Raw genomic sequence first — 25,801 nt, 5'->3', positions numbered from 1 at the left:
CGGGTTTTTCGTATCAGGTCAGCTGACCGTGGCAGTGCTTGAACTTCTTGCCCGAACCGCAGGGGCAAGGGTCGTTCCGACCGACCTTCGGCCCATCGCTCAGCACCGGTGCCGCCACGCGATCCGCCGCGGCCTCTTCACCGCCCTGGCCGAGCGCCTGCGCATCCGCGTGCTGGAACTGCAGGCGCTGGGCTTCGGCGGCGCGCTGCTGTTCGGCTTCCATCGCGGCGACTTCTTCCTCGCTGCGGATACGGATGCGCGCAAGCATCTGCACGACCTCGGCCTTGATGCGGTCGAGCATCTCGGAGAACAGCTCGAACGACTCGCGCTTGAACTCCTGCTTCGGCTGCTTCTGCGCGTAACCGCGCAGATAGATGCCCTGGCGCAGGTAATCCATGCTGGCGAGGTGCTCCTTCCACGCGTTGTCCACCACCGAGAGCATCACGTGCTTCTCGAGCGAACGCATGGTCTCGGCACCAACCTGGGCTTCCTTGTCCGCGAACATCGCGTCCACCGACTCGCGCACGTGTTCGAGGATGCCTTCGGCGTCCACTTCCTTCTGGCCTTCCACCCAGTGCGGGAGGTCGAGGCGAAGGTTGAGCTCGCTCGCGAGCTCACGATCGAGCGCGGGGATATCCCACTGGTCGTCGATGCTTTCCGCCGGCACGTACTTGCGCACGAGCGCCTCCACGACGTCCTGGCGGATGTCGCGGACCATGTCGGAGATGTCCTCGGCTTCCAGCAGCTCGTCGCGCTGCGCGTAGATGACCTTGCGCTGGTCGTTCGCGACGTCGTCGAAATCGAGGAGGTTCTTGCGGATGTCGAAGTTGTGCTGCTCGACCTTGCGCTGGACCTTCTCGATCTGGCGCGTGATCAGGCGGTCTTCGAGCGCCTCGTCTTCCTTCATGCCGAACATCTGCATCCAGCGGCCGATGCGCTCGCCGCCGAAGATGCGCATCAGGTTGTCCTGAAGCGAAAGATAGAAGCGCGAGGAACCCGGATCGCCCTGGCGACCCGAACGGCCGCGCAGCTGGTTGTCGATACGGCGGGACTCGTGACGCTCGGTACCGATGATGTGCAGGCCACCCGCGGCGAGCACCTGCTCGTGACGCTGCTTCCAGTCGTCGCGCACCTTCTGGCGATCGGCGTCGGAAGCGCCCTCGGGCAGCGCGGCGAGCGCGGCCTCGAGGCTGCCGCCCAGCACGATGTCCGTGCCGCGGCCCGCCATGTTGGTCGCGATCGTGACGGCGCCGGGTGCACCGGCCTGCGCCACGATGTGCGCCTCGCGCTCGTGCTGCTTCGCGTTGAGCACTTCGTGCGGGATGCGCTCCTGGCGGAGCAGGTTGGACACGAGCTCGGACACGTCGATCGACGCGGTACCGACCAGCACGGGCTGGCCGCGCTCATGGCACGCCTTGATGTCGGCGATGACGGCCTTGTATTTCGCCTCGGGCCCGAGGAACACGGAGTCGGGGTTGTCGACGCGGACCATCGGCTTGTGCGTCGGGATCACCACCACTTCCAGGCCGTACACCGACTGGAACTCGTAGGCTTCCGTGTCGGCCGTACCAGTCATGCCGGCCAGCTTCTTGTACATGCGGAACAGGTTCTGGAACGTGACCGTCGCCAGCGTCTGGTTTTCGCGCTGGATGGGCACGCCTTCCTTCGCCTCGACCGCCTGGTGCAGGCCGTCGGACCAGCGACGGCCGGCCAGCGTGCGGCCGGTGAACTCGTCGACGATGATCACTTCGCCGTCGCGCACGATGTAATCGACGTCGCGCTGGTAGATCGCGTTCGCGCGCAGCGCCGCGTTCATGTGGTGGACGACGGCGAGGTTCTTCGAGTCGTACAGGCCGCTGTCGGGTTCGATGACGCCGGCCTCGCGAAGCAGCTGCTCGGCGTGCTCCATGCCCTCTTCGGACATGTGGACCTGCTTCTGCTTCTCGTCGACCAGGTAATCGCCCGGCGCGTCTTCCTTCTCCTGCCGCGTGAGGCGCGGCACGACCTTGTTCACCGCGATGTACAGCTGCGGGGAATCCTCGGCCGGACCGGAGATGATCAGCGGCGTGCGCGCCTCGTCGATCAGGATGGAGTCGACCTCGTCGACGATGGCGTAGTGCAGGCCGCGCTGATTGCGCTGGTCCTTGCTGAGCGCCATGTTGTCGCGCAGGTAGTCGAATCCGAACTCGTTGTTCGTGCCGTACGTGATGTCGGCGCGGTAGGCGCTGTGCTTGTCGGCGTGGTCCATGCCCGGGTAAACGACGCCGACCGTGAGGCCGAGGAAGTTGTAGAGCTTGCCCATCTGGGCCGAGTCGCGGCGCGCCAGGTAGTCGTTGACCGTGACGACATGGACGCCCTTGCCCTCCAGCGCGTTCAGGTACACCGGCAGCGTGCCGACGAGGGTCTTGCCCTCACCCGTGCGCATCTCGGCGATGCGGCCGGAGTGCAGCACCATGCCGCCGATCATCTGGACGTCGTAGTGGCGCATGCCGAGCACGCGCTTCGCGCCCTCGCGGGTGACCGCGAAAGCTTCGGGCAGCAGTTTGTCGAGGGTCTCACCGGCCGCGAGGCGCTGGCGGAATTCCTCGGTCTTCCCGCGCAGGGCGTCGTCGGAAAGCTTCTCGAATTCCGGCTCGAGGGCATTGATGCGCTTGACCGTCTTGGAGAGGTCGCGCAGCACACGCTCGTTACGGCTGCCGAAAATACTCGTCAGGGCACGATTGAACATCGATCATCCGGATCTGGTACGAAAGGGTTGCCGGGCGGCCATGGCCGGCCGGCACGAAGGGACGATCATACTACGGGCGTCCCCGGCTTTCCTCGGGGTGGCGGCGGCCCGGCGGGTATTCAAGCCCGCGCTAGCGGTGGCTCTTCACGTACGCCAGCGGATTGACCACGCGGTCGCGGTACCAGACCTCGAAATGCACGTGCGACCCCGTCGAGCGGCCCGTGGAGCCGGCCTTCGCGATCACGTCGCCCACCCGCACGCGCTGGCCGGGCGTGGCGACGAGGGCGCTGTTGTGGGCGTAGCGCGTCATGTAGCCGTTGCCGTGGTCGATTTCGACGACGTCGCCATAGCCGCTGCGCTGACCCGCGAAGGTGACCATCCCTTCAGCGACCGCGGTCACCGGCGTACCCTTCGGCGCGGCGATGTCGATCCCCGTGTGCCGGGCGGCATGACCGCTGAACGGATCGGGGCGCCCGCCGAAGTAAGAGGAGATGTACCCGTTCACCGGCATGCCGGTGGGGCGCAGGCTCGACTCGATGTTGCGGTCCATGAGCATGTCGCGCAGCGCTTCGAGCTGCGCCTGCTGGGTGTCGAAACGGGTCGAGAGCTGGTCGATGCTCTTGTCGAGCGCCGCCGGCAGCGAGAACGCCGGCGCCTCGGTGCCGCTGGTGAGCTCGGGGCCGCCCTGCCCGGGCTCCTCGTCGAAGTCGAATTCGCCATCGTCGAGCTTGCCGACCTGCGTCAGGCGCTCGCCAAGGGCGTTAAGCCGCGTCGACTGCGCCTGCAGCTGGCCGAGTTTCACCGCCAGCGCGTCCAGGTCGCGCTGCGCCTGCCGCTTCACCTCGGCGACGCGGGCGTCCTGGTCGCCCACCTGGCGCTCAAGATTGCCGATGGTGCCCAGGGCGCGATGGTTCGGGCTGGCCACGGCCATCGCGACCGCGGCACCGAGGCCCGCGATACCGACGACGCCCGCCAGGGCGAACGCCACGGCCTTGCAGCGCAGGCGCCGGCAGGTCAGGTCGAGCGTTTTGGGCCCTTTCAGGCCGCGCGATACAAGTATGATCTGCATACGTTCCACATCGAATAAGTCATCAGCCGGTCCATGCCACCGCCGCCCAAGCCCACCCGCCGCTCGACGAATGGACTGAAGTCCATCGCCGACTTCGGGCCCGTCGCCTCGCTGGCCCAACGGGCCCGCGAACTCGACCGGCTTGATCGTCAGCTGCGCGCGACCTTGCCCGTCCCGTTACGCGACCAGGTCCGTTTCGCGGACCTGCGCGACGGCAGGCTGGTCTTCCTTGCGCCCTCGTCGGCCTGGGCTTCCCGGGTGCGCCTCTATCAGGCGCAGATCCTCGAAGCCGCCCGCGCCATCGGCGCACAGGCCCACTCGGTTGCCGTGAAAGTGGCCCCCCTGCCACCCGAGGAAGTCGTCCCCGACTGGCACAAGCCGCTTTCCACCTCGGCCGCTCGCCATCTGCGAGCCGCCGCGGCGTCACTCTCCGACCCCACGTTGCGGGATCTGTTCCTCAAACTGGCCTCCCAGGCCGAAAATTCAGATTAATCCTATAGTTGCAAAGGCTCTTCACGATCCGTCAGTACCCACGGATCACGAGACCGGCGAACTTTATAGCACGCGTCGACCGCGCGAGCACCGAAAATGCACGTAAATTTCATCCTGGTTTCGGGCCGTTCCTCACCGTCATCCCGGTAACCGGGATCCGCGCCGCGGCCACATCGGCTTCTGGCGGCACGCGGAGACGCACATCGATGCGACGCCGTCGCCTGAGCCCCAGACCGAGGCGGTGGGCACCGGCGTTGCGCCGGTGCGACGAGCTCGCCTGCCCGCCTCACCGTCATCCCGGTGAAAACCGGGATCCACCGCGGTGCGTTCGGTGTTCGCGTCGCGGCCACATCGGCTTTGTCGGGCACGCCGAAACGCACACCGATGCGACGCCGTCGCCTGAGCCCCAGACCGAGGCGGTGGGCACCGGCGTGCGCCGGTGCGACGACGCTGCCCCACGTCGCGGCAATGCCGGGCGCGCCCGGGCCGCAACGCGGAGGCGCAGCCGAGCCCGCCACAATGAAAAAGGCCGCGATCGCTCGCGGCCTTCTTCGTATCGCGTCGACCCGCCGTGGCGGGCCTCGCCTTACACCGCCTGGGCGGGGTGGGCGTAGGAGATCGGCGCCTTGGCCGGATCCTTGAAGCTGACCTCTTCCCACGCCGTCACGTCGGCCATGAGGCTGCGGAGCAGCTTGTTGTTGAGCTCGTGGCCCGACTTGTGCGCGGAGTACGCGCCGATCAGGCTGTGGCCCAGCATGTAGATGTCGCCGATGGCGTCCAGGATCTTGTGCTTGACGAACTCGTTGTCGTAACGGAGGCCGTCTTCGTTGAGCACGCGGTAGTCGTCGAGCACCACGGCGTTGTCCATCGAACCACCGAGCGTGAGATTCCGCTCGCGGAGCATCTCGATGTCGCGCATGAAACCGAACGTGCGGGCGCGGCTGACTTCCTTGACGAACGACGTCGTCGAGAAATCCATCTCGGCCTGCGAATTGCGCTTGTTGAACAGCGGATGGTCGAACTCGACGGAGAAGCCGACCTTGAAGCCGTCGAACGGCTCGAGCTTGGCCCACTTGTCGCCGTCCTGCACGATCACCGGCTTCTTGATGCGGATGAAACGCTTGGCGGCATCCTGTTCCTCGATGCCGGCGGACTGGATCAGGAACACGAACGGACCCGCGCTGCCATCCATGATGGGCACTTCCGGCGCGGAAAGGTCGACGTACGCGTTGTCGATGCCGAGACCGGCCATCGCCGAGAGCAGATGCTCAACCGTCGAGACGCGGACGTCGCCATGGATCAGCGTGGTCGACAGTCGCGTGTCGCCCACGTTTTCCGGACGAGACTTGAGCTCGACCGGCGGATTGAGGTCGGTACGGCGGAACACGATGCCCGTGTTCGGCGCCGCCGGACGAAGCGTCATGTACACCTTGTCGCCGGTGTGGAGACCGACGCCCGTGGCGCGAATGATGTTCTTGAGCGTGCGCTGCTTGATCATGTTGGGTCAAACCTTGTTGGCAGCAGCCTAAAGTAACCGACATGCTAACACAGTCTTAACCTCGGAATAAACAAACCAGACAGTACAGTTCACGATTCCTTTCACTATCCCTTCAGCATCGGCCGCGACCCGTTCTCATTCCGCTTGCGACTGAAATGCGGGCCGAGTCAAGCACTTGCAAGTAATTGATATCACTTGCAGCTTTTCCGGAGGGGACACGGAGGCGTTCCGCCGCCCGGACGGGAGCGGCGGCGGAACGCCTGTCGATCCTCGCGTCCTGCAGGATCGTCCGCACGTTTTCCTTAACGTGCCCTGGCGTGTCTTTGGATCAGTCGGCCTGGCGACGCAGGAAGGCCGGGATGTCGAGGTAGTCGATCGCCGGCTCCGCGTTCTTCTGCGGGGCCGCCTGCTCGGTACGGACCGACGGCACGGCATCGGCCTGCGCGTAGTCGACGACCTCGTTACCGGTGCCCGTGCGCAGCACGACCGGGCGCGGACGCTGACGCATCTCGACCTGCTGCTGGACCGGCGGGCGGATCGGCTGCTTCGCCGCGACACCGCGGTTCAGGCCCGTGGCCACGACCGTCACGCGGACGTCGTCCTGCATTTCCGGATCGAGCGAGGTGCCGATCACGACCGTGGCGTCTTCCGAGGCGAAGTCGTGGATCACGCGACCGATCTCGTCGAATTCGCGCATGGTCAGGTTCGGACCGGCGGTGACGTTGACCAGGATGCCGCAGGCACCGGCCAGGTTGACGTCCTCGAGCAGCGGGTTGTTGATCGCCGACTCGGCGGCGGCCTGGGCGCGATCGTCGCCGCGGGCGGTGCCCGAGCCCATCATCGCCATGCCCATCTCGCTCATGACGGTGCGGACGTCGGCGAAGTCGACGTTGATCAGGCCCGGGGCCGTGATCAGGTCGGCGATGCCCTGGACCGCGCCCTGGAGGACGTCGTTGGCCGCCTTGAAGGCGTTCAGCAGCGTCACTTCGCGACCCAGCACCGAGAGCAGCTTCTCGTTCGGCACGGTGATCAGCGAATCGACGTGCTGCGAGAGGTCCTCGATACCCTTGAGGGCGACCTGCATGCGACGGCGGCCTTCGAACGGGAACGGCTTGGTCACGACGGCGACCGTCAGGATGCCCTTCTCCTTCGCCAGCTGCGCGACGACCGGCGCGGCGCCGGTACCCGTGCCACCGCCCATGCCGGCGGTGATGAACACCATGTCGGCGCCTTCGAGCATTTCCTCGATGCGCTCGCGGTCTTCCAGCGCGGCCTGGCGGCCGACTTCCGGATTCGCGCCGGCGCCGAGGCCCTTGGTGACGTTGCCGCCGAGCTGCAGGTGCGTGCGCGAGCCGCAGCTCTTCATGGCCTGCGCATCGGTGTTGGCGACGACGAATTCGACGCCCTCGATGTTGGAGTTGACCATGTGGGCCACGGCGTTACCGCCGCCACCGCCCACGCCGATGACCTTGATGACCGCATTCGGTGCCAGTTTTTCGATCAGTTCGAACATTTCCCGTCCTCCGCAGAACTTTGGTTTTTTTTGGTTTATGTCCCGAGTCCGACTCCTGTCGGCCGCGGGTTGCGGGCCTTCCTCTTGCCCCGGCGCCCCCCTTCCGTCGGGCACCGACTATCCGGTGAAGCGAAACTCAGAAATTCTTGGTGAACCAGCTCCGGAACTTCTCCACCACGCTGCCCACGTTGCCGACCGCGGAACCCGTGTGCCGCGCGCCGCCGCTCGAACGCGAGCCGTGCAGCAGCAGGCCCACGCCGGTCGAATGCAGCTCGCTGGACACGACGTCGCCCAGGCCCGAGACGTGCTGTGGCACGCCGATGCGGACCATCTTGTGGAAGATCTCCTCCGCGAGTTCGAGCGCGCCTTCCATGCGCGAGGCGCCACCCGTCAGCACGATGCCCGCGGCGACGAGGCTCTCGTATCCAGAGCGGCGCAGTTCGTCCTGCACCATCTCGAAGATTTCCTCGTAGCGCGCCTGCACCGACTGCGCGAGCGCCTGTCGCGCGAGACGGCGCGGCGGACGGTCGCCGACGCTCGGCACCTGGATGGTTTCTTCCGCGTGCGCGAGCTGGGCGAGCGCACACGCGTATTTGATTTTGATCTCTTCCGCGTGAGCGGTCGGTGTGTGCACGCCGTACGCGATGTCGTTCGTCACCTGGTCGCCGCCGACCGGCAGCGACTTCGTGTAGCGGATCGCACCCTGCGTGTAGATGGCGATGTCCGTCGTGCCGGCACCGATGTCGACGAGGCACACGCCGAGCTCGAGCTCGTCCTCCGTCAGCACGGCCTTCGCGCTGGCGACGGCGGCGGGCACCAGCTCGTCGACCGAAAGGCCGCAACGCTGGATGCACTTGGAGATGTTCTGCACCGCGCTGGCGGCGCCGGTGACCAGGTGCACGCTGGCCTCGAGGCGCACGCCGCTCATGCCGACCGGATGGCGGATGCCGTCCTGTCCGTCGATGCGGTATTCCTGCGATTCCTTGTAGAGCACCTTGCGGTCGGCCGGGATCGCGACGGCGCTCGCGGCTTCGAGCACCTGCTCGAGATCGGCCGACATCACCTCGCGGTCGCGGATCGCCGCGGTGCCGTGCGAGTTGCGTGTCTCGAGGTGGCTGCCCGAGATCGAGGCGTACACCGAGCGGATGTCGCAGCCCGCCATCAGCTCGGCTTCCTCCACCGCGCGCTGGATGGAATGCACGGTCGATTCGATGTCCACCACCGAGCCGCGCTTCATGCCGCGCGAGACGTGCGTGCCGATGCCGATCACCTCGATCGGTTCGCCCGGCTCGTACTCGCCGACGATGGCGACGACCTTCGACGTTCCGATGTCGAGGCCGACGACGAGCTGCTTGTCGTTCTTGTTTCTCATGGTTTAGCTCAGGTTCCGACCTTGGGTGTGGCCGTGGTTTCCGGTTCCGGCCACCGGATGGCGAATCCGTTGGTGTAACGCAGGTCGGCATAGGCGAAACCGCCGTGCCGGCCCGCGACGAGTTGGGGGTAGACGTCGAGGAAGCGCGCGAGGCGACGATCGGCCTGGTCGCGGTCGCCGATCACGATCTCGGCGCCGCTGTCCGTCGTGGCGCTCCAGCTGCCGCGATCGCTCAGGCTGACGCCGACGATCGACAGGCCGGTACGGCCTTCGAACGCCTTGCGCGCCTGCGCGTAGAAGCTGACCACTTCGGCGAGGCGCGAGTCCGGACCGCGCAGGCGCGGCAGGTCGCCCATCTGGTCGGCGCCGGGCGCCTCGAAGACGAGGCCCTGGCGGCTGATCAGGCGATCCTCGTTCCAGCGCGCGAACGGCTGGCGTTCGTAGATCCGCACCAGCAGCGTGTCGGGCCAGCGCTTGCGCACTTCCACCGACTCCACCCACGGCAGCGAACCGATCGCCTTGCGCACGTCTTCCAGATCGGTGGCGAAGAAGCCCTTGCCCAGACGCGGCAGCACGGCGCTGCGGATCTGCTCGGCGCTGACGTGCGCGAACTCCGCCTCGACCTTCAGCTGCGTCACCGGCCAGCGGCCGGCGGCGAACCAGCCCTGCATCACGCCGACCACGGGCAGCGCCACCAGCGTGATGGCGATACCCCAGGCGACGATTCGCGTGGCGGCGGCTCCCTTCATGCCTTCGCACCCTCCCGCTGCATGGACGTTTCGAGGACGCGCCAGCACAGCGCCTGGTAATCGAGGCCCGCGACGGCCGCGGCTTTCGGGACGAGCGAGTGCGAGGTCATGCCCGGCGCCGTGTTGACCTCGAGCAGCCAGTTCCTGCCGTGGCGGTCGCGCATGATGTCGACGCGCCCCCAGCCGAAGCAGTCCAGCGCGTCGAACGCGCGCAGCGCGAGTGCGCGCATCTCGTCCTCGGCGGCACCGTCCAGGCCGGGCACGATGTAGCGCGTGTCGTCGGCGATGTACTTGGCGTTGTAGTCGTAGTAGGCGCTGTTCGGCACGATCCTGATGGTCGGCAGCACTTCGCGGCCGAGCACGCCGACGGTGAATTCGCCGCCCTCGTTCGCGTCGCCTTCGATCAGCGTTTCCATCAGCAGGTCGCCCGGATAGCGGCGCGCCAGTTCCACGGCGGCGTCGAGGCCCGCTTCGTCGAACACCCGCGTGATGCCCACGCTGGAACCTTCCCAGGCCGGCTTCACGATCAGCGGGAAACCGATCTCGCGCGCCGCGGCATGCACGTCGGCACCGCGCGGCAGCGCTTTGAACTTCGGCGTGGGCAGGCCGAGCGCGATCCACACCTGCTTCGCGCGCACCTTGTCCAGCGACAGCGCCGAGCCGAGCACGCCCGACCCCGTGTACGGAACACCGAGCGACTGCAGCGCGCCCTGGAGCTCGCCGTTCTCGCCGCCCGCGCCGTGCAGGATGTTGAACACGCGCGCGAAGTGGCCGGCGCGCACCGCGTCGAGCAGGGCGGGAATGCCGTCGATCGCATGGGCGTCGACGCCGCTGGCGCGCAGCGCGTCCAGCACGCCCTGGCCGGAATTGAGCGAAACCTCGCGCTCGGCCGAGTTTCCGCCCATGACCACGGCCACGCGGCCGAAATCGGCGGCGTCGGTGACCAGGCGCGGGAAACGGGTGGTGCTCATCGGTTCGGGGTCCTCAGGTTGCCGGCGTTCGCCAGCTCGATGGCCGCCGCGCCGATGTCGCCGGCGCCGAGCAGCAGGATCAGGTCGCCGTCGCGCGCGAGCGCGGGCAGCGTGGCGCGCAGGTCGCGCGGGTGGTCGACCAGCACCGGGTCGGTCTTGCCGCGCGCGCGGATGGCGCGCGCGAGCGAGCGGCCGTCCGCGCCCGCGATCGGCGCTTCGCCGGCGGGATACACCTCGGTCAGCACCAGCACGTCGACCTCGGCCAGCACGTTCGCGAAATCGTCGAGCAGGTCGCGCGTGCGGCTGTAGCGGTGCGGCTGGAACGCGACGACGAGGCGGCGATCCGGCCAACCGCCGCGGGCGGCGGCGAACACGGCGGCCAGCTCGCGCGGGTGATGACCGTAATCGTCGACGAGCAGCGCATGGCCCTGGTCGAGCGCGATTTCGCCGCGACGGTGGAAGCGGCGACCGACGCCTTCGAAGCGCGCGAGCGCGCGGGCGATGGATTCCGCGTCGACGCCGAGCTGCCAGCCCACGGCGGCCGCGGCCAGCGCGTTCTGCACGTTGTGGCGACCCGGCAGGTTGAGCGTCACGGGCAGCGTGCCCGCCATGCCCGGCAGGTGCAGGTCGAAATGCATCTCGAAACCGACCTGGCGGACGTTCGAGGCCGAGACGTCGGCACCCGGCTTGTCGATACCGTAGGTCAGCATGCGGCGCGAAGTGTCCTGCGCCAGCTTCGCGGTTTCCTCGTCGTCGATGCAGAGCACGGCCATGCCGTAGAACGGCAGGCGATGCAGGAAATCGCCGAACGCCTTCTTCACCTGCGCGAAGTCGTTGTTGTAGTTCTCGAGGTGGTCCGCGTCGATGTTGGTCACCACCGCGATCACCGGCGACAGCATCAGGAACGAGCCGTCCGATTCGTCCGCTTCCGCCACCAGGTACTGGCCGGTGCCGAGTCGCGCGTTCGCGCCGGCCGCGTTGAGCTGGCCGCCGATCACGAACGTCGGATCGTAGTCCGCCTCGGCCAGCACGCTGGCGACGAGGCTGGTGGTGGTGGTCTTGCCGTGCGTGCCGGCGATCGCGATGCCGCGGCGGAAGCGCATCAGCTCGCCGAGCATTTCGGCGCGCGGCACCACGGGAATGCGCGCGGCGCGCGCGGCGACGAGTTCCGGATTGTCCTGGCGGATCGCGCTCGACGTGACGATCACGTCCGCGCCGTCGACGTTCGAGGCTTCGTGACCGATGTGCACCTCGACACCGAGGCTGGTGAGGCGGTCGGTGGTCGGCGACGGCGCCCGGTCGGAGCCGGACACGCTGTAACCGAGGTTGCACAGCACCTCGGCGATACCGCTCATGCCGACGCCGCCGACGCCGATGAAGTGGACACGGCGGAACGAGGTCATGAAATCTTCGTGGGCGCGCAAACGACCGGGCGTCATGCGGAAACCTCCATGCAGTGACGGGCAATCGTTGCTGCTGCGTCGGGCTTGGCCAGCGTGCGGGACGCATTGGCCGCGGAAAGGATGCGCTGGCGATCCAGCAGCATGTCGAACAGGACGAGCGCGAGCGCTTCGTGCGCCCCGGGTGCGTTGAGCATGGCGTCGGTCGCGATGCGCGCGCCGCCGGCGTTGACCATGGCGCGCGCGTTCACCGTCTGGTGATCGTCGACCGCGTGCGGGAACGGCACCAGCAGCGCTTCGAGACCCGCCGCGCAGAGTTCGGCGACCGTCAGAGCACCGGCCCGGCACACGACGATGTCCGCCCACGCGTACGCGCCGGCCATGTCCTCGATGAAGGGCACGATGGTCGCCGCCACGCCCGCCTCGGTGTACGCGGCGTTGGCTTCCTCGAGCCCACGCTCGCCCGTCTGGTGCACCACTTCCGGATCGAGGGTGTCGAGGTCGGGATTGGCCCGCAGGTGAGCGAGGGCCTTGGGCACGATCAGGTTCAGCGTGCGCGCGCCGAGGCTGCCGCCCAGCACGAGGATGCGCGCGCGGCCGTCGCGCCCCGCGAAGCGCTCCGCCGGAGGCGGCAGCGCGGCGATGCGGGCGCGCACCGGGTTGCCGACCCATTCGCCGTTCGGCAGGACGTTCGGAAAGCCCGTCAGCACCATCTTGGCGAACCCGGCCAGCTTGCGGTTGGTGAAACCGGCGACGGCGTTCTGCTCGTGCACGACGAGCGGAATACCGGCCAGTCGCGCGGCGACACCGGCGGGGCCGGCGACGTAGCCACCCATCGAGATCACGCAGCGCGGACGGAGCTTGCGCAGCAGTCTGAGCGAGTCGAGCAGCGCGCGGGCGAGCATGAAGGGGGCCTGCACGCGGGTCTTCATGCCCTTGCCGCGCAGGCCACCGACGGACACCGTGTGCAGGTCGAGGCCATGCGCCGGCACGACGCGGGTCTCCATGCCGCCCTCGGCACCCAGCCAGGCGACGGGCACGCCGCGCGAGCGCAGCTCGTCGGCGACGGCGAGACCCGGGAAGATGTGGCCGCCCGTACCGCCGGCCATGATCAGCACGGGGCCGCTCATGCGACACCGCCCGCGGGGGCCGCCGAATCGGGCACCGCGCTCGCCGGCATGCGCACGGCGGTCTGGCGCGCGTCCTCGGCGCGGTTGATCTCGAACGTCGCGCGCAGGAGCACGCCGACCATCGCGCAGGTCATCAGCACGGACGAACCGCCCGAGCTGATCAGCGGCAGAGTGAGGCCCTTGGTCGGCAGCACGCCCAGGTTCACGCCGATGGAGACCATCGCCTGGAAACCCATCATCAGCGAGATGCCGTAGGCGACGTAACCGGAGAAGCGGTGTCCGAGTTCGACGCCCTTGAGGCCCATGTAGAGGCCGCGGCCGACCAGCACCACGTAGAGGAAGATCACCAGCATGATCCCCGCCAGGCCGAGTTCCTCGGCGAGCACGGCGAGGATGAAGTCGGTGTGCGCTTCCGGGAGATAGAACAGCTTCTGCACGCTGGATCCCAGGCCCACGCCCGTCCACTCGCCGCGGCCCACCGCGATCAGCGCCTGCGTGAGCTGGAAGCCGTCGTTGAACGGGTCCTTCCACGGATCGAGGAACGACGTCAGTCGCTTGATGCGGTAGTCCTCGGCGGTCGCCGCGTAGATGAGCGCGGGAACCAGCGGCGTGCCGAGCAGCAGCAGGTTGCGCATGCGCGCGCCGGCCAGCCAGACCATGCCCACCGTGGTGGCGACCACCAGCGCGGCCGAGCCGAAGTCGGGCTGCGCGAGGAGCAGCAGCACGATGAAGCCAGCGACGCCCACGGGCTTCACCACGCCGAACAGTTCGTACTCGACGCCCTCGCGATGACGCACGAGATAGCTCGCCAGGTACGCCACGAGGATCAGCTTCACCGCCTCGACGGGCTGGAAGCTCGTCACCAGCAGGTTGACCCAGCGACGCGCACCGTTGATGCGCATGCCGAAGACCGGCAGGAACACCATCAGCAGCATGATGATGCCGATCAGCAGGAGCAGGAAGCTGTGCTTCTCGAGCGTCTTCAGCTCCGTGCGCATCGCGGCGCCCGCGAGGCACGCGCCGAGCACGAGGAAGACGAGGTGGCGCTTGAGGTAGTAGAACGCGCCCTGGTGCGAGCCGTCGGCCACGGCGATCGAGCTCGACGTGACCATCACGACGCCCAGGGCGGCCAGCGACAGCGCGGCCACGAGCAGCGGGAGATCGAAGCTTCCCCGCGGGCCCTGGCGGCGTTTCGCCTGCTTGTTGCCGAAGCCGAACATCGTTCTCAGCGCACCTTCAGGGTTGCGAGGCCAATGAGCACCAGCACGACGCTGATGATCCAGAAACGGACGATGACCCGCGGCTCGGGCCAGCCCTTCAGTTCGAAGTGGTGGTGGATCGGCGCCATGCGGAAGATGCGCTTGCCGCGCAGCTTGAAGCTGCCGACCTGGAGCATCACCGAGGCGGTCTCCATCACGAACACGCCGCCCATCACCAGCAGCACGATTTCCTGGCGCACCACGAGCGCGACGGTGCCGAGCGCGGCGCCGATCGCGAGCGCACCGACGTCGCCCATGAAGACCTGCGCCGGATAGGTGTTGAACCAGAGGAAGCCGAGGCCCGCGCCGGCCAGCGCGCTGCAGAAGATCGCCAGCTCGCCCGCGCCCGGGATCGCAGGGATGCCGAGGTATTCGGAGAACAGCTTGTTGCCGGCGAGGTAGGCGAAGATGCCCAGCGCGCCGGAGACCAGCACGCTCGGCATGATCGCCAGGCCGTCCAGGCCGTCGGTCAGGTTCACGGCGTTCGAGAAGCCGACGATGATGAAATAGCCGATCACCACGAAGAGGATGCCCAGCGGGATCGCGACCTGCTTGAACAGCGGCACGTAGAGCGCCGTCTCGGCCGGGAGCTGGTGCGTGTGGTAGAGGAACACCGCGGCGCCGAGGCCGAACACCGACTGCCAGAAATACTTCCAGCGGCTGGCGAGGCCGCGGCTGTCCTTCAGCACGAGCTTGCGGTAATCGTCGTAGAAACCGATGGCCCCGAACGCGAGCGTCACCGCGAGCACCACCCACACATAGCGGTTGCCGAGGTCGGCCCAGAGCAGCGTGGCGATCGCCACGGCGAAGATGATCAGCAGGCCGCCCATCGTCGGCGTGCCCGCCTTCGACAGGTGCGTCTGCGGACCGTCGCTGCGCACGACCTGCCCGGCCTTGAGCGCGGCGAGCTTGCGGATCAGCGCGGGACCCAGCAGCAGCGACACGGCGAGCGCGGTCAGCGCGGCCATGATCGCGCGGAAGGTGATGTACTGGAACAGATGCAGCGACGTGAAGTGCCGAGCCATCCATTCCGCCAGTTCAAGCAGCATGGGATGCTCCTTCAGCGTACTTCTTCATCGCAGCCGCGACCCGGTCCATGCCGGAGGAACGCGACCCCTTCACGAGGCACGTCACGCCCTCGTGGATCTGCGCGCAGGCGGCTTCGATGAGCTCTTCCTGCGTCGCGAAATGTTGCGCACCCGCGCCGAAGGCCTCGACCGCCGCCGCGCTCTTCGCGCCCGTGGCGAGCAGCCGCTCGATGCCACGTTCGCGGGCGAGGCGACCGATGCCGGCGTGCAGCCTGACGGCGTCGGGGCCGAGCTCGGCCATGTCGCCGAGGATGAGCCAGCGCTCGCCGCGCGCGAGCGCGAGCGTATCGATGGCCGCCGCGGCGGAGCCGGGATTCGCGTTGTAGCTGTCGTCGATCAGCGTCCAGTTGCCGGGCATCGGCTCCAGGTTCAGGCGGCCCGCCACGGCGGGGACCTGCTCCAGGCCCTCGACGATGGTCTCGACGGGCACGCCCAGCGCCGTCGCGATGGCGGCGGCCGCCAGCGCGTTCGCCACGTTGTGGCGGCCCGGCATCGGCAGATGCACGTCGCCATCGCCATGCGGCGTCGACAGCACGAAGTGCGTGCCATCGATGCGCTCTTCGACGATGTCGGCACCGATGTCCGCGCGATGGTCGAGCGCGTAGCGCAGGATCGTGCGCGACCCGGCGAGGTTGGCGAAGAAGCCGGCGAAGCGCTCGTCGTCGGCATTGACGATCGCGATGCCATCGGGAGGCAGCGACTGATAGAGCGCGCCCTTGGTTTCGGCGACGCCTTCGATCGTGCCCATCCGCTCAAGGTGGGCGGGCGCGATGGAGTTGACGAGGCCGATATCGGGCCGTGCGATGGCGGCGAGGTAGTCGATGTCGCCCGGCTTGCCGGCGCCCATCTCGAGGACGGCGTACTGCGTGTCCTCCGGCATCGCCAGCAGCGTGAGCGGCATGCCGATCTCGTTGTTGAAGTTGCCGGCGTTCACGTGCGTGCGGCCGTGGCGGGACAGGATCGACGCGGTCAGGGTCTTCACGGTCGTCTTGCCGTTCGATCCCGTGATGCCGACGACGCGGACGTCGCGCTGCGCGCGCACCGCGCTGGCGAGATCGCCGAGCGCCGCCTGCGTGTCGTTGACGATCACCTGCGGGATCGGCGCGTCCACGGGGCGCGTGACGAGCGCCGCGACCGCGCCGCGTTCGGCCGCGGCGGCGACGAAATCATGGGCGTCGACGCGCTCGCCGGGCAGCGCCACGAAGAGGTCGCCGGCCCTGAGCGTGCGGGTGTCGATGGAAAAGCCGCCCACGTCCACGTCGGCGCCCTGAAGGCGGCCACGGGTCCAGAGGGCGACGGCGGACAGGCGCATCATGCGCGGACTCCTTTCTTGCCGGATGCCATCGCCTCGCTGGCGACGGCGAGGTCGTCGAAGGGACGCTTGCCCTCCGGACCTTCCTGATAGGTTTCGTGGCCCTTGCCGGCGATCAGCACGACGTCGTCGGCCTTCGCGTCGGCAAGCGCCAGGGCGATGGCCTGCGCGCGATCGCGCATCACCATGATGGTTTCGGGATGGACGAAGCCGGCCACGATCTGCGCGACGATGGCATCGCCATCCTCGGTGCGCGGGTTGTCGTCGGTGACGATGACGACGTCGGCGAGACGTTCGGCGATCGCCGCCATGAGCGGACGCTTGCCCTGATCGCGATCGCCGCCCGCACCGAACACGCAGATCAGCCGGCCCTTCGTATGCGACCGCAGCGCCAGCAGCGCCTGCTTCAGCGCGTCGGGCGTGTGCGAGTAATCGACCACGACCAGCGGCTTGCGGCCGTCGCCACCGAGGCGGCTCATGCGGCCGTTCACCGGCTGGAGCGATTCCAGCGCGGCGTGGATGCGATCGAACGGCTCGCCCAGCGCGCCGAGCACGGCGGCGACGGCGAGCAGGTTGGCCACGTTGAAACGGCCGAGGAGCGCGCTGCGCACGGTGCGCATGCCCCACGGTGTCGTGAGGTTGAACGACAGGCCCTTCGCCGACGTCACAACGATGTCGGCGCGAACCTCGGCGTCCTTCTCGGTGGCGTCCGTCGCCATCGACGTGCGCAGCTTCGCCACGCCCTCGGGCAGGCCTTTCGCCAGCTTGGCGCCGAACGGGTCGTCGACGTTGACGACGGCGGCACGCAGGCCTTCGAAGGCGAACAGTTTCGCCTTCGCGGCGCCGTAGGCTTCCATCGTGCCGTGGTAGTCGAGATGGTCGCGCGTGAGGTTGGTGAACACGGCGACATCGAAGGCGATCGCGTTGACGCGGCCCTGCTCGAGCGCATGCGACGAGACTTCCATCGCCACGTGCGTGGCGCCCGCATCGCGGAATTCGCCGAGCAGCGCCTGCATGCGGATCGCATCGGGCGTCGTGCGCTCGCCTTCGGCGATCGCGCCATGCAGGCCCGCGCCGAGCGTACCGACCGTCGCCGGCTTGCGCCCCAGGAACGCGAGCGCCTGCGCGACGAGCTGCACCGTGGAGGTCTTGCCGTTCGTGCCGGTGACGCCGATCACCTCGAGCGCGGCCGAGGGATCGTCGAAGAAACGTGCCGCGATGGCGCCGGTCTTCTCGCGCAGACCGTCCACCGCGAAGACCGGGATGCCCGCGTCGACGGCGTCGAACGGCGGCTCGGCGAGGATCGCCGTCGCACCGTTCGCCACGGCCTTCGCGGCGAAGGCGATGCCGTGATCCTTCGTGCCGCGCAACGCGACGAACGCGTTACCCGGCTGGATCTCCCGCGAATCGATCGCGAGGCCCGAAACGGCGAGATCGCCGGCGCCCGCGGCGTCGGCGAATCCGTCGAGCAGGTCGGCCAGACGCATCGTCATGGCACCACCTCTTCGGCGGCGCTGTCGTCGGCGGCCGGAGGCGGCGCGTTCGTCGTGCCGATGAGTCCGCCCTGGCTGGGGCCGCCCGCGTACCAGCGGCCGACGTTGTCCGGCGCGATGTCGAGCAGGCGCACCGCGCCTTCCATCACCTGCGCGAACGCCGGGCCGGCGACCGAGCCGCCGTAGTAGCGGCCGCCCTTCGGATCGTTGATCACCACGACGGTGACGAGGCGCGGCGCGCTGGCCGGAATCATGCCGACGAACAGCGAGATGTAGTTGTTCGAGTAGTAGCCGCCGACCGAGTTCTTGTGCGACGTACCGGTCTTGCCCGCGACGCTGTAGTTGGCGACGGAAGCGAAGCCGTAGCCCGTGCCGCCCGGCGACACGACGGTCTCGAGCATGCGCACGATCTCGTGCGCGACGGCCGGCGTGACGACCTGCACCGGATCGTTGTCCGCACCCTTGATGAAGGTCGGGGAGCGCAGGCCGCCGCCGTTGGCGAGCGCGGCGTAGCCGGTGGCCAGCTGCAGCGGCGTGACGTTGAGGTTGTAGCCGTACGCGAGGCGCGACTTCTCGATCGGCTTCCAGGTGCGACCGACGGGCAGGTAACCCGCCGCTTCGCCGGGGAAGCCGCTGCCGGTGCTGTTGCCGAGCCCGAACGCCTTGTAGATGCCGTAGAGGAAGTCGGTGTCGAGCGTCATCGCGATCTTCGCGGCACCGACGTTCGACGACTTCGTGATCACGCCGGTGGGCGTCAGCGTGCCCCAGTTATGCGTGTCGCGCACCGGATGGCCGCCCATCATCCACGTGCCGGGCGACGTCTCGATCAGCGGCGAGGTCGGCGTGTATTTGCCGCTCGTCAGCGCCGCGGCCATCGTGAAGGCCTTCATCGTCGAGCCCGGCTCCACGACGTCGGTCACCGCGCGGTTGCGGCGCTCGGACGGCGTGCTGCCGCGCACGGCGTTCGGGTTGAACGACGGCAGGTTCGCCATGCCGAGCACTTCGCCGGTGTGGACGTCCATCACCACGATCGACCCGGAATCGGCCTTGTTCTTTTCCAGGGCGTCCTTGAGCGCGCTGTACGCGAGGTACTGGATGCGGCGATCGATCGACAGCGTGAGGTCGCGGCCCGGCTGCGGTTCGCGCAGCAGCTCGACGTCCTGCACCACGTGCCCCATGCGGTCGCGGATCACGCGCTTCGCGCCCGGCTTGCCGGCCAGCCATTCGTCGAACGCGAGTTCCAGGCCTTCCTGGCCGTGGTCGTCGATGTTGGTGAAGCCGAGGATGTGGCTGTTCACCGCGCCCGACGGGTAGTAACGGCGGTACTCGCGCTGCGCGGCGATGCCGGGGATCTTCAGGTCGACGATCGCCTGCGCGTCCTCGGGGCGCAGCTGGCGCGCGATGTACATGAACTCCTTGTCGGCGCGCTGCGCGATCTTCTGCTTGAGGTCGTCCGCGTCGACGTGCAGCGCTTTCGCGAGCTCCGGAATGCGGTCCTCGTTCTCGAGCACTTCCGGCGGATTGGCCCAGATGGACGCCACCGGCGTCGAGACGGCCAGCGGTTCGCCGTTGCGGTCGAAGATCGTGCCGCGCGACACGGCGATGGGCATCTCGCGCAGGAAGCGCGCGTCGCCCTGGTCCTGATAGAACTGCTTGCGGACCACCTGCAGGTCGAACGCGCGCACGACGAGGCCCGAGGCGGCCACGCACAGCACGGCGACGATCACCGTCATGCGCTTGCGCGGGCTCGGGCCCTGGCCGCGACGGCGGGTGGGCACGACCGGCTTGCCGTGACGGGCCCTCATCGGCGCACCAGCTGGATGTCCTGCGGCTTCGGCGTGAACATGCCGAGCTTGCCGCGGGCGTCGGCGTCGATGCGGCTGGGCTCGGCGTAGGTCGCCTGCTCCAGTTCGAGGCGACCGTACTCCACGCCCAGGTCGTCTTTCTGCGCCTGCAGCTTCGAGAGCTCGATGAACAGCTGGCGGCTCTCGTGGCGCGTCCACACCACGCCGATCGCGCTGGCGATGACCGCCAGCAGCAGGATCGAGAGGCAGATCGCGCCGAAGACCTTCATGCGAGTTTCTCCGCGATGCGCAGCACGGCGGAGCGCGAACGCGGGTTCGCGGCGACTTCGGCGTCGGAAGGGAAGATGGCCTTGCCCACGGGCTTGAGGCGGGCCAGCTTCGCTTCCGTCGGCGGCGCGCGGCGGCTGCCCTGCACGCGACCTTCGTGCGAACGGATGAACTGCTTGACCGTGCGGTCTTCCAGCGAATGGAAGCTGATCACGGCGAGCCGGCCGCCGACCTTGAGAAGCTCGAGGGCGGCGTCGAGGCCACGCTCGACGGATTCCAGTTCGGCGTTGACGCGGATGCGCAACGCCTGGAAGGTGCGCGTCGCGGGGTTCTTGCCCGGCTCGCGGCGGCCCACGCAGCGCGCCACCAGCTCGGCGAGTTCGCCGGTGCGCAGGATGGGCGCCGTCGCACGACGCTCGACGATGGCCTTGGCGATACGCCGGCTGAAGCGCTCTTCGCCGAAGGTCCACAGCACGTCGGCGATCTCGGCCTCGTCGGCGTCGCGCAGGAAGTCGGCGGCGCTGATGCCGCGCGTCGTATCCATGCGCATGTCCAGCGGCGCGTCGGCCATGAAGCTGAAGCCGCGGCTGGCGTCGTCGAGCTGCGGCGACGACACGCCCAGGTCGAGCAGGATGCCGTCGAGGCCGCCTTCGAGCGCGGACCACTCGCCCATGGTGGCGAAGTTGTCGTGGCGCAGCGCCACGCGGGGATCGGTGGCGAGGCCGGTTTCGGCGACCGCGATCGCGGTCGGGTCGCGGTCCATCAGGTAGAGACGGCCGGCGTCGGAGAGACGGGCAAGGATCGCCCGGGCGTGCCCGCCCCGGCCGAATGTCCCGTCCAGATAACGCCCGTTCTCGCGCAAGGCGAGGCCCTCCACCACTTCGTCGAGCATCACAGGGATGTGCACATCGCGCCCCGCCGTCGCCACATCCCACTCCCGTTCCACCGAAAACCTCGAATTAGTTCGTCACAACCGTAGTTCCGCCATGTCGTCGCTGATCTCGTCCTCGCCGATCGTCTGGCGGATCTTCGCGAGGTGAGCCTGTTCGCTCCACAGCTCGAACTTGTTGCCCATGCCCAGCAGCACCGCTTTTTTTTCTATGCCCGCCGCCGCGCGCTGACTCGATGGAAGGAGGATGCGGGCCGCTCCGTCGGGTTCGACGATCGCCGCGGCACCCACCAGCTTCATCTGCAACGCGCGATGGACGGCCTTCACGCTGGGCAGCGCGTTGACCTGATCGCGCACCTGCTCCCACTCCGCGTACGGGAAGATCCAGAGGCAACCGGTCTCGAAGGGGTTGTAGGTGACGACCAGACGATTCGCGCAGGCGACGGCCACCTGATCCCGATACGAAGTCGGAATCGTCAGACGACCCTTGTCGTCGACCGTGATGGCTGTCTCGCCCTGGAACATATTCGTTGGTTGCCCCACCAAATCCCACGATTTCACACTGGGGCCCACGATAGTCTCGCCCCCTGAGACTGTCAAGGAATTTTTTCTTGTGAATCAAGGAGAAAGCTCACGTTCATCACCATTTCCAGCCGTTTCTGAGGAACGGGCGCAAGGTGATTGAATCGTTGGGGTTTTTTGCGATGGACTTCGCGCTTTCGGGAGGCAGGTGAAGGGCAATTCACGCAGGCCGATGAACTCACGTTCATGGAAGATGACGGACTGAACTGTAGAAATGTGGGAAGCGCGCTGGCGCGCGAATGGGCGCTCGAGGCAAGCACCCATTCGCGCGCCAGCGCGCTTCCCACATACCGCGAAGAAGTTGGAGTCGGCCGATAAGCCGGGTTCTGTGCGTCTTGCGACGTGACAGTCATTCTTCTCGGCCTGGCGTCGCCGCCAGGCTCTAGCAACCTACCCGGGAACGACGCGGGCCGCGTCATGGTTCCCTTATTTGGTCTTGCTCCGGGTGGGGTTTACCGTGCCGTGCGACGTTAGCCCCGCACGCGGTGCGCTCTTACCGCACCCTTTCACCCTTACCTGATCCCCTCGCGGGGCCATCGGCGGTCTGCTCTCTGTTGCACTGGCCGTCAGCTCACGCTGCCCAGGCGTTACCTGGCACCCTGCCCTGTGGAGCCCGGACTTTCCTCGAAACGCACACGGCGTTTCGCGACTGTCTGGCCGACTCCGTGGGGGAGTATAGCGGGGGGAGGGGGATCGCGGTGCGCGGGCGTAAGGGAAACTGGCACGGCGCGGCACGGATGGGAGATGGGGGATGGGAATGGGGGGCGTGATCCCGGCGAACGCCCGAGGGGACCGGAAGCCGCCCGTCGGCGTCGTGGCCGGCGCGGAATGTCCAGCACCCTCATGCGCCCGCCGGCTCTGTCGCCCCCAATTCCCATCTCCCAACCCCCACCCGTGCCGCACCCACCACACCTTCCGCCCCTACAATCCCCTGCCCAGCCTCACGCAACGGACCTCCCCATGCCCTCCCGCCCCGGCACCCTGCACGTCGTCGCCACGCCGATCGGTCACCGCGACGACATCGGCGCGCGCGCGATCGAGACGCTGCGGCGCGTGGCGGTGATCGCGGCGGAGGACACGCGGCATACGCGTCCTCTGCTCCAGCACCTGAACATCGACACGCCGCTGGTCGCGCTGCACGACCACAACGAGCGCACCGCGGTCGACGGCCTGGTCGAGCGCCTGCGCGGCGGCGACGACGTCGCGCTGGTCTCGGACGCGGGCACGCCCCTGATCAGCGATCCGGGTTTCCGGCTGGTGCGCGCCGCGCGGGCGGCCGGCCTTCGGGTGAGTCCCGTGCCGGGACCCAGCGCGGTGATCGCCGCCCTGTCGGTGGCGGGGCTGCCGAGCGACCGGTTCGTGTTCGAGGGCTTCCTGCCCGCGAAAGGCGGCGCACGGCGTTCGCGCCTGACCGAGCTGGCCGGCGAATCGCGCACGCTGATCGTCTACGAGTCCTCGCATCGCATCCTCGAATCGCTGCAGGACATGCGCGACGTCTTCGGCGCCTCGCGCGAAGCGGTCGTGGCGCGTGAACTGACCAAGATGTTCGAAACCGTGCTCGACGGCACGCTGGAGTCGCTGGTGGCGGCGGTGGCCGCCGATCCGAACCAGCAGAAGGGCGAGTTCGTGGTGATGGTGGCCGGCCGCGACGCCGGCGAGGACGAGCGCCTCGCCGAGGGCCTGCGGGTGTTCGGCATCCTCAAGGAGGAACTGCCACCCGCCAAGGCCGCCAAGCTCGCCGCGGCGATCACCGGCGCGCCGCGGAAGGCGCTTTACGGACCGTAGGAGCGCGCCCTGCGCGCGACATCTTTTCGCGAGGAGCCCCCGGGCGGCCGCTTCCGCCTCCACGCCGGCCTCGCAAACCGATGGGCTATGATCCTGTCGTTTCGGCGCCGCCAGGGGCGTCACTGCGCAGCCAAGGAATCCTTTCGATGCGATCGATCCGTGCCACCACCCTCGGCATCCTGCTTTCCGCCGGCCTCGCCGGCTGCGTGACGCAGGGCGGCGTCCAGCATGGCACGGCGCCGTCGGGCGAAGCGACGCAAGCGGCGCAGACGCTCTACATCAAGGGTCAGTTCGACCAGGCGGCGCAGGCGTACCTCGCGCTCGCCGCGCAGGACGCCACGCATCGCGACTACTACAAGCTGCTCGCCGCGGAGTCCTACCGGCAGGAAGGCGCGCTCGACCGCGCCGCGCCGGTCGTCGCCGACGTGCGCCGCTCCCGCCTCGAAGGCGAGGATGCCCTGCGCCTCGACGCCCTGCGCGCCGAGATCGCCCTGAAGAACAACGACGCGAAGACGGCGCTCTCGCTCACCGGCAAGCCGGCGACGCGCGTGTCGCCGCAGATCGACCAGCGCCTCGCTGAACTGCGCGCACGATCGCAGGCGGCCGCCGGCGATCCCTGGAGCGCCGCGCAGACCCGGGTCGAGCTCGACGGCCAGCTCCGCGGCATCGACCGGGAGGAAAACCGCAAGCAGATCCTCGCGTTGCTCACCGGCCTGGGCGCGCAGCCGCTCGCCGACCGCGGCGCCGCTCTCGCGGCGAACGATCCGCTGAAGCCGTGGGTGGTCGAGGCGCAGTCCCAGCTGGGCAGCGTCAACCGGGCGCCGGCCGTGCTCGACCAGGCGGTCGGCACCGTCAGCGGCGACAAGGGCGTCCGCGAAGGCTACAAGGTGCCGACCAAGGTCGCGCTGCTGCTGCCGCTGTCGGGTCCGCTCGCCGGCGCGGGCGCCGCGATCCGCGATGGCTTCTTCACCAATTACATCGAGGCGGCGCATACCGACGCGCCGCGCCCCGAGGTGGTGGTGTACGACTCCGGCAACGACGCGGCCCACGCGGTCGCCGCTTACGACAAGGCCGTCGCGGAAGGCGCGCGCTTCGTCGTCGGCCCGCTCAACCGCGACGGCGTTTCCGCCATCTTCGCCAAGGGCGCCCTGCCAGCGCCGATGCTCACGCTCAATTACCCGAACGACAACCGCAACCTGCCGCCGGCGGGTGCGAACGAGTTCGGCATGCTGCCGGAAACCGAGGGCGCCCAGGTGGCCGATCACATGGCCGACCGCGGCATCCGCACGGCGACCGTCATCGTCTCCACCGACGACTTCGCGCGCCGCGCCGGCAACGCCTTCAAGGCCGAGTGGCAGGCGCGTGGCGGCACGCTCGCAGGTCAGGTGACGCTCGATTCGGCTAGCATCGATTTCGCTTCGCAGCTTTCGGAACCGGTCGGCGAGGATCCGGCGACGAGCGGCGTGTTCATCAGCATGAAGCCCCAGCAGGCACGCCTGCTCCTGCCGCAGCTGCGCCTGGCCAAGAACGCGCTGCCGGTGTTCGCCACGTCGCACGTGTACGGCGGCGGCGACGATCCCTCCGCCGACCGCGACCTCGACGGCGTGGAATTCTGCGACGCGCCGTGGCTGTTCGACGCGCAGCCGGGCCTGCCCCGCCGCGCCGAACTCGGCAACGCCATTCCGGCGACCAAGGGCGTCACCGCGCGCCTGTTCGCGTTCGGCATGGATGCGTGGGGGCTGGTGCCGTACATCGACTGGATGCGCGGCCATCCCGGGAGCTACCTGCCGGGCGCCACGGGCCAGCTGGTCGCCGACGAGTTCGGACGCGTCCGTCGCGTACTCATCTGGGCGCGCTTCGCCGACGGCGTCGCACGTCCGGTCGCGGGTAGTCTCGAGCTCGAAGCGCCGGCCGCGGCCCCGACCGTGGAAAGCGGCGGCGGCTGATCCCTCGCCGGCGCGGGCCTGCAACGAGGTTCGCGTGACAACGAAGATCCCACCCCGCCGCGCCACCGGCGACCGTTTCGAAGCGGCGGCGCGGCGATTTCTCGAAGCCCGCGGCCTGCGCGTCGTGCAGGCCAACTTCAACTGCCGTCACGGCGAGATCGACCTCGTCATGCGGGACGGCGACACGGTGGTGTTCGTCGAGGTGCGCTATCGCCGCGGCCAGGCCTTCGGCGGCGCCGCGGCGTCGGTCACGGCGGCCAAGCGACGCCGCGTGATCAGCGCGGCGCACGTGTGGATGGCGGGACGACCCTACGATGCGCGCCGCCCCTGTCGGTTCGACGTCCTGGCGTTCGAGGGCGACCGGGTGGAATGGATTCCGAACGCGTTCGAGGCCTGAACGCGCATCGCCTGGCTCGATCCTGCTCCTACGCCACGAGCGTGGGCGATGGGGCC

General features: G+C 68.5%; 21 protein-coding genes and 1 other RNA gene. 4 read left to right on the top strand and 18 right to left on the bottom strand.

From position 1 onward, the window contains the following. Positions 1–13 precede the first annotated feature (13 nt). Together secA and BMW54_RS12800 are read right to left on the bottom strand one after the other, a co-directional pair. Positions 14–2,728 carry a preprotein translocase subunit SecA gene (gene secA / locus BMW54_RS12805; protein ID WP_090056555.1) on the bottom strand — a complete coding sequence of 905 codons (2,715 nt, stop codon included), beginning with the start codon at positions 2,726–2,728 and terminating at the stop codon, positions 14–16. A 130-nt stretch (positions 2,729–2,858) separates the two neighbouring features. Continuing rightward, positions 2,859–3,797 (bottom strand): M23 family metallopeptidase, encoded by a 939-nt coding sequence (locus BMW54_RS12800; RefSeq protein ID WP_090056553.1) that lies wholly within the window; start codon positions 3,795–3,797, stop codon positions 2,859–2,861. A gap of 33 nt (positions 3,798–3,830) precedes the next feature. On the opposite strand from BMW54_RS12800, the gene BMW54_RS12795 reads away from it, so the two are divergent. Further along, positions 3,831–4,289 carry a DciA family protein gene (locus BMW54_RS12795; protein ID WP_090056551.1) on the top strand — a complete coding sequence of 153 codons (459 nt, stop codon included), beginning with the start codon at positions 3,831–3,833 and terminating at the stop codon, positions 4,287–4,289. 586 nt (positions 4,290–4,875) lie between these two features. Here the strand turns inward: BMW54_RS12795 and lpxC are convergent. The 16 genes from lpxC to rnpB form a co-directional block, all read right to left on the bottom strand. Next, positions 4,876–5,787 carry a UDP-3-O-acyl-N-acetylglucosamine deacetylase gene (lpxC, locus tag BMW54_RS12790; protein ID WP_090056549.1) on the bottom strand — a complete coding sequence of 304 codons (912 nt, stop codon included), beginning with the start codon at positions 5,785–5,787 and terminating at the stop codon, positions 4,876–4,878. 328 nt (positions 5,788–6,115) lie between these two features. Then, on the bottom strand, positions 6,116–7,300 hold the full coding sequence (ftsZ, locus tag BMW54_RS12785) for a cell division protein FtsZ (RefSeq protein ID WP_090056547.1): 1,185 nt from the start codon (positions 7,298–7,300) through the stop codon (positions 6,116–6,118). 136 nt (positions 7,301–7,436) lie between these two features. After that, complete coding sequence (ftsA, locus tag BMW54_RS12780; RefSeq protein ID WP_090056544.1) at positions 7,437–8,672, bottom strand: cell division protein FtsA; 1,236 nt, start codon at positions 8,670–8,672, stop codon at positions 7,437–7,439. Positions 8,673–8,680: 8 nt separating this feature from the next. Further along, positions 8,681–9,421: a cell division protein FtsQ/DivIB gene (locus BMW54_RS12775; protein WP_090056542.1), complete on the bottom strand. Its 741-nt coding sequence runs from the start codon at positions 9,419–9,421 to the stop codon at positions 8,681–8,683. Further along, positions 9,418–10,392 (bottom strand): D-alanine--D-alanine ligase, encoded by a 975-nt coding sequence (locus BMW54_RS12770; protein ID WP_090056540.1) that lies wholly within the window; start codon positions 10,390–10,392, stop codon positions 9,418–9,420. Before BMW54_RS12770 ends, BMW54_RS12775 begins: the two co-directional genes overlap by 4 nt. Beyond that, a complete protein-coding gene (murC, locus tag BMW54_RS12765) occupies positions 10,389–11,831 on the bottom strand; it encodes a UDP-N-acetylmuramate--L-alanine ligase (RefSeq protein WP_090056537.1) in 1,443 nt (480 codons plus the stop codon). Before murC ends, BMW54_RS12770 begins: the two co-directional genes overlap by 4 nt. After that, entirely contained in the window at positions 11,828–12,922 is a 1,095-nt protein-coding gene (murG, locus tag BMW54_RS12760) for an undecaprenyldiphospho-muramoylpentapeptide beta-N-acetylglucosaminyltransferase (RefSeq protein ID WP_090056536.1), read from the bottom strand. Before murG ends, murC begins: the two co-directional genes overlap by 4 nt. Continuing rightward, on the bottom strand, positions 12,919–14,142 hold the full coding sequence (ftsW, locus tag BMW54_RS12755; RefSeq protein WP_090056533.1) for a putative lipid II flippase FtsW: 1,224 nt from the start codon (positions 14,140–14,142) through the stop codon (positions 12,919–12,921). The genes murG and ftsW overlap by 4 nt, the downstream gene beginning before the upstream one ends. Before the next feature lie 5 nt (positions 14,143–14,147). Further along, on the bottom strand, positions 14,148–15,230 hold the full coding sequence (mraY, locus tag BMW54_RS12750) for a phospho-N-acetylmuramoyl-pentapeptide-transferase (protein WP_090056532.1): 1,083 nt from the start codon (positions 15,228–15,230) through the stop codon (positions 14,148–14,150). Beyond that, entirely contained in the window at positions 15,220–16,584 is a 1,365-nt protein-coding gene (gene murF, locus BMW54_RS12745) for a UDP-N-acetylmuramoyl-tripeptide--D-alanyl-D-alanine ligase (protein ID WP_090056530.1), read from the bottom strand. The genes mraY and murF overlap by 11 nt, the downstream gene beginning before the upstream one ends. Continuing rightward, positions 16,581–18,074, bottom strand: a complete 1,494-nt coding sequence (locus BMW54_RS12740) for a UDP-N-acetylmuramoyl-L-alanyl-D-glutamate--2,6-diaminopimelate ligase (RefSeq protein ID WP_090056528.1) — start codon at positions 18,072–18,074, stop codon at positions 16,581–16,583. The genes murF and BMW54_RS12740 overlap by 4 nt, the downstream gene beginning before the upstream one ends. After that, on the bottom strand, positions 18,071–19,879 hold the full coding sequence (locus BMW54_RS12735) for a peptidoglycan D,D-transpeptidase FtsI family protein (RefSeq protein WP_254779320.1): 1,809 nt from the start codon (positions 19,877–19,879) through the stop codon (positions 18,071–18,073). Before BMW54_RS12735 ends, BMW54_RS12740 begins: the two co-directional genes overlap by 4 nt. After that, a complete protein-coding gene (ftsL, locus tag BMW54_RS12730) occupies positions 19,876–20,148 on the bottom strand; it encodes a cell division protein FtsL (protein WP_090056525.1) in 273 nt (90 codons plus the stop codon). Before ftsL ends, BMW54_RS12735 begins: the two co-directional genes overlap by 4 nt. After that, a complete protein-coding gene (rsmH, locus tag BMW54_RS12725; protein WP_256374592.1) occupies positions 20,145–21,053 on the bottom strand; it encodes a 16S rRNA (cytosine(1402)-N(4))-methyltransferase RsmH in 909 nt (302 codons plus the stop codon). Before rsmH ends, ftsL begins: the two co-directional genes overlap by 4 nt. A 60-nt stretch (positions 21,054–21,113) precedes the next feature. Next, positions 21,114–21,560 (bottom strand): division/cell wall cluster transcriptional repressor MraZ, encoded by a 447-nt coding sequence (gene mraZ, locus BMW54_RS12720; protein WP_090056523.1) that lies wholly within the window; start codon positions 21,558–21,560, stop codon positions 21,114–21,116. A 356-nt stretch (positions 21,561–21,916) separates the two neighbouring features. Continuing rightward, positions 21,917–22,282, bottom strand: an RNA gene (gene rnpB, locus BMW54_RS12715) — RNase P RNA component class A. A gap of 295 nt (positions 22,283–22,577) precedes the next feature. Here rnpB and rsmI point away from each other — a divergent pair. The 3 genes from rsmI to BMW54_RS12700 all read left to right on the top strand — a co-directional run bounded on the left by rsmI (position 22,578) and on the right by BMW54_RS12700 (position 25,745). Next, on the top strand, positions 22,578–23,402 hold the full coding sequence (rsmI, locus tag BMW54_RS12710; RefSeq protein WP_175472858.1) for a 16S rRNA (cytidine(1402)-2'-O)-methyltransferase: 825 nt from the start codon (positions 22,578–22,580) through the stop codon (positions 23,400–23,402). Positions 23,403–23,548: 146 nt separating this feature from the next. After that, entirely contained in the window at positions 23,549–25,348 is a 1,800-nt protein-coding gene (locus BMW54_RS12705; protein ID WP_090056519.1) for a penicillin-binding protein activator, read from the top strand. 34 nt (positions 25,349–25,382) lie between these two features. Then, entirely contained in the window at positions 25,383–25,745 is a 363-nt protein-coding gene (locus tag BMW54_RS12700; RefSeq protein WP_254779318.1) for a YraN family protein, read from the top strand. The last annotated feature ends 56 nt before the right edge of the window (positions 25,746–25,801 follow it).

This window comes from Luteibacter sp. 329MFSha (assembly GCF_900111665.1).
GTDB lineage: Bacteria > Pseudomonadota > Gammaproteobacteria > Xanthomonadales > Rhodanobacteraceae > Luteibacter.
The sequence above is the reverse complement of the archived record's forward strand: the minus strand, read 5'-3'. Positions and strand labels throughout refer to the sequence as shown.

Bases quoted from the DNA above. Each gene is read 5' to 3' on its own strand.
- secA (WP_090056555.1), bottom strand. From the start codon at position 2,728: ATGTTCAATCGTGCCCTGACGAGTATTTTCGGCAGCCGTAACGAGCGT.
- BMW54_RS12800 (WP_090056553.1), bottom strand. From the start codon at position 3,797: ATGCAGATCATACTTGTATCGCGCGGCCTGAAAGGGCCCAAAACGCTC.
- BMW54_RS12795 (WP_090056551.1), top strand. From the start codon at position 3,831: ATGCCACCGCCGCCCAAGCCCACCCGCCGCTCGACGAATGGACTGAAG.
- lpxC (WP_090056549.1), bottom strand. From the start codon at position 5,787: ATGATCAAGCAGCGCACGCTCAAGAACATCATTCGCGCCACGGGCGTC.
- ftsZ (WP_090056547.1), bottom strand. From the start codon at position 7,300: ATGTTCGAACTGATCGAAAAACTGGCACCGAATGCGGTCATCAAGGTC.
- ftsA (WP_090056544.1), bottom strand. From the start codon at position 8,672: ATGAGAAACAAGAACGACAAGCAGCTCGTCGTCGGCCTCGACATCGGA.
- BMW54_RS12775 (WP_090056542.1), bottom strand. From the start codon at position 9,421: ATGAAGGGAGCCGCCGCCACGCGAATCGTCGCCTGGGGTATCGCCATC.
- BMW54_RS12770 (WP_090056540.1), bottom strand. From the start codon at position 10,392: ATGAGCACCACCCGTTTCCCGCGCCTGGTCACCGACGCCGCCGATTTC.
- murC (WP_090056537.1), bottom strand. From the start codon at position 11,831: ATGACGCCCGGTCGTTTGCGCGCCCACGAAGATTTCATGACCTCGTTC.
- murG (WP_090056536.1), bottom strand. From the start codon at position 12,922: ATGAGCGGCCCCGTGCTGATCATGGCCGGCGGTACGGGCGGCCACATC.
- ftsW (WP_090056533.1), bottom strand. From the start codon at position 14,142: ATGTTCGGCTTCGGCAACAAGCAGGCGAAACGCCGCCAGGGCCCGCGG.
- mraY (WP_090056532.1), bottom strand. From the start codon at position 15,230: ATGCTGCTTGAACTGGCGGAATGGATGGCTCGGCACTTCACGTCGCTG.
- murF (WP_090056530.1), bottom strand. From the start codon at position 16,584: ATGATGCGCCTGTCCGCCGTCGCCCTCTGGACCCGTGGCCGCCTTCAG.
- BMW54_RS12740 (WP_090056528.1), bottom strand. From the start codon at position 18,074: ATGACGATGCGTCTGGCCGACCTGCTCGACGGATTCGCCGACGCCGCG.
- BMW54_RS12735 (WP_254779320.1), bottom strand. From the start codon at position 19,879: ATGAGGGCCCGTCACGGCAAGCCGGTCGTGCCCACCCGCCGTCGCGGC.
- ftsL (WP_090056525.1), bottom strand. From the start codon at position 20,148: ATGAAGGTCTTCGGCGCGATCTGCCTCTCGATCCTGCTGCTGGCGGTC.
- mraZ (WP_090056523.1), bottom strand. From the start codon at position 21,560: ATGTTCCAGGGCGAGACAGCCATCACGGTCGACGACAAGGGTCGTCTG.
- rsmI (WP_175472858.1), top strand. From the start codon at position 22,578: ATGCCCTCCCGCCCCGGCACCCTGCACGTCGTCGCCACGCCGATCGGT.
- BMW54_RS12705 (WP_090056519.1), top strand. From the start codon at position 23,549: ATGCGATCGATCCGTGCCACCACCCTCGGCATCCTGCTTTCCGCCGGC.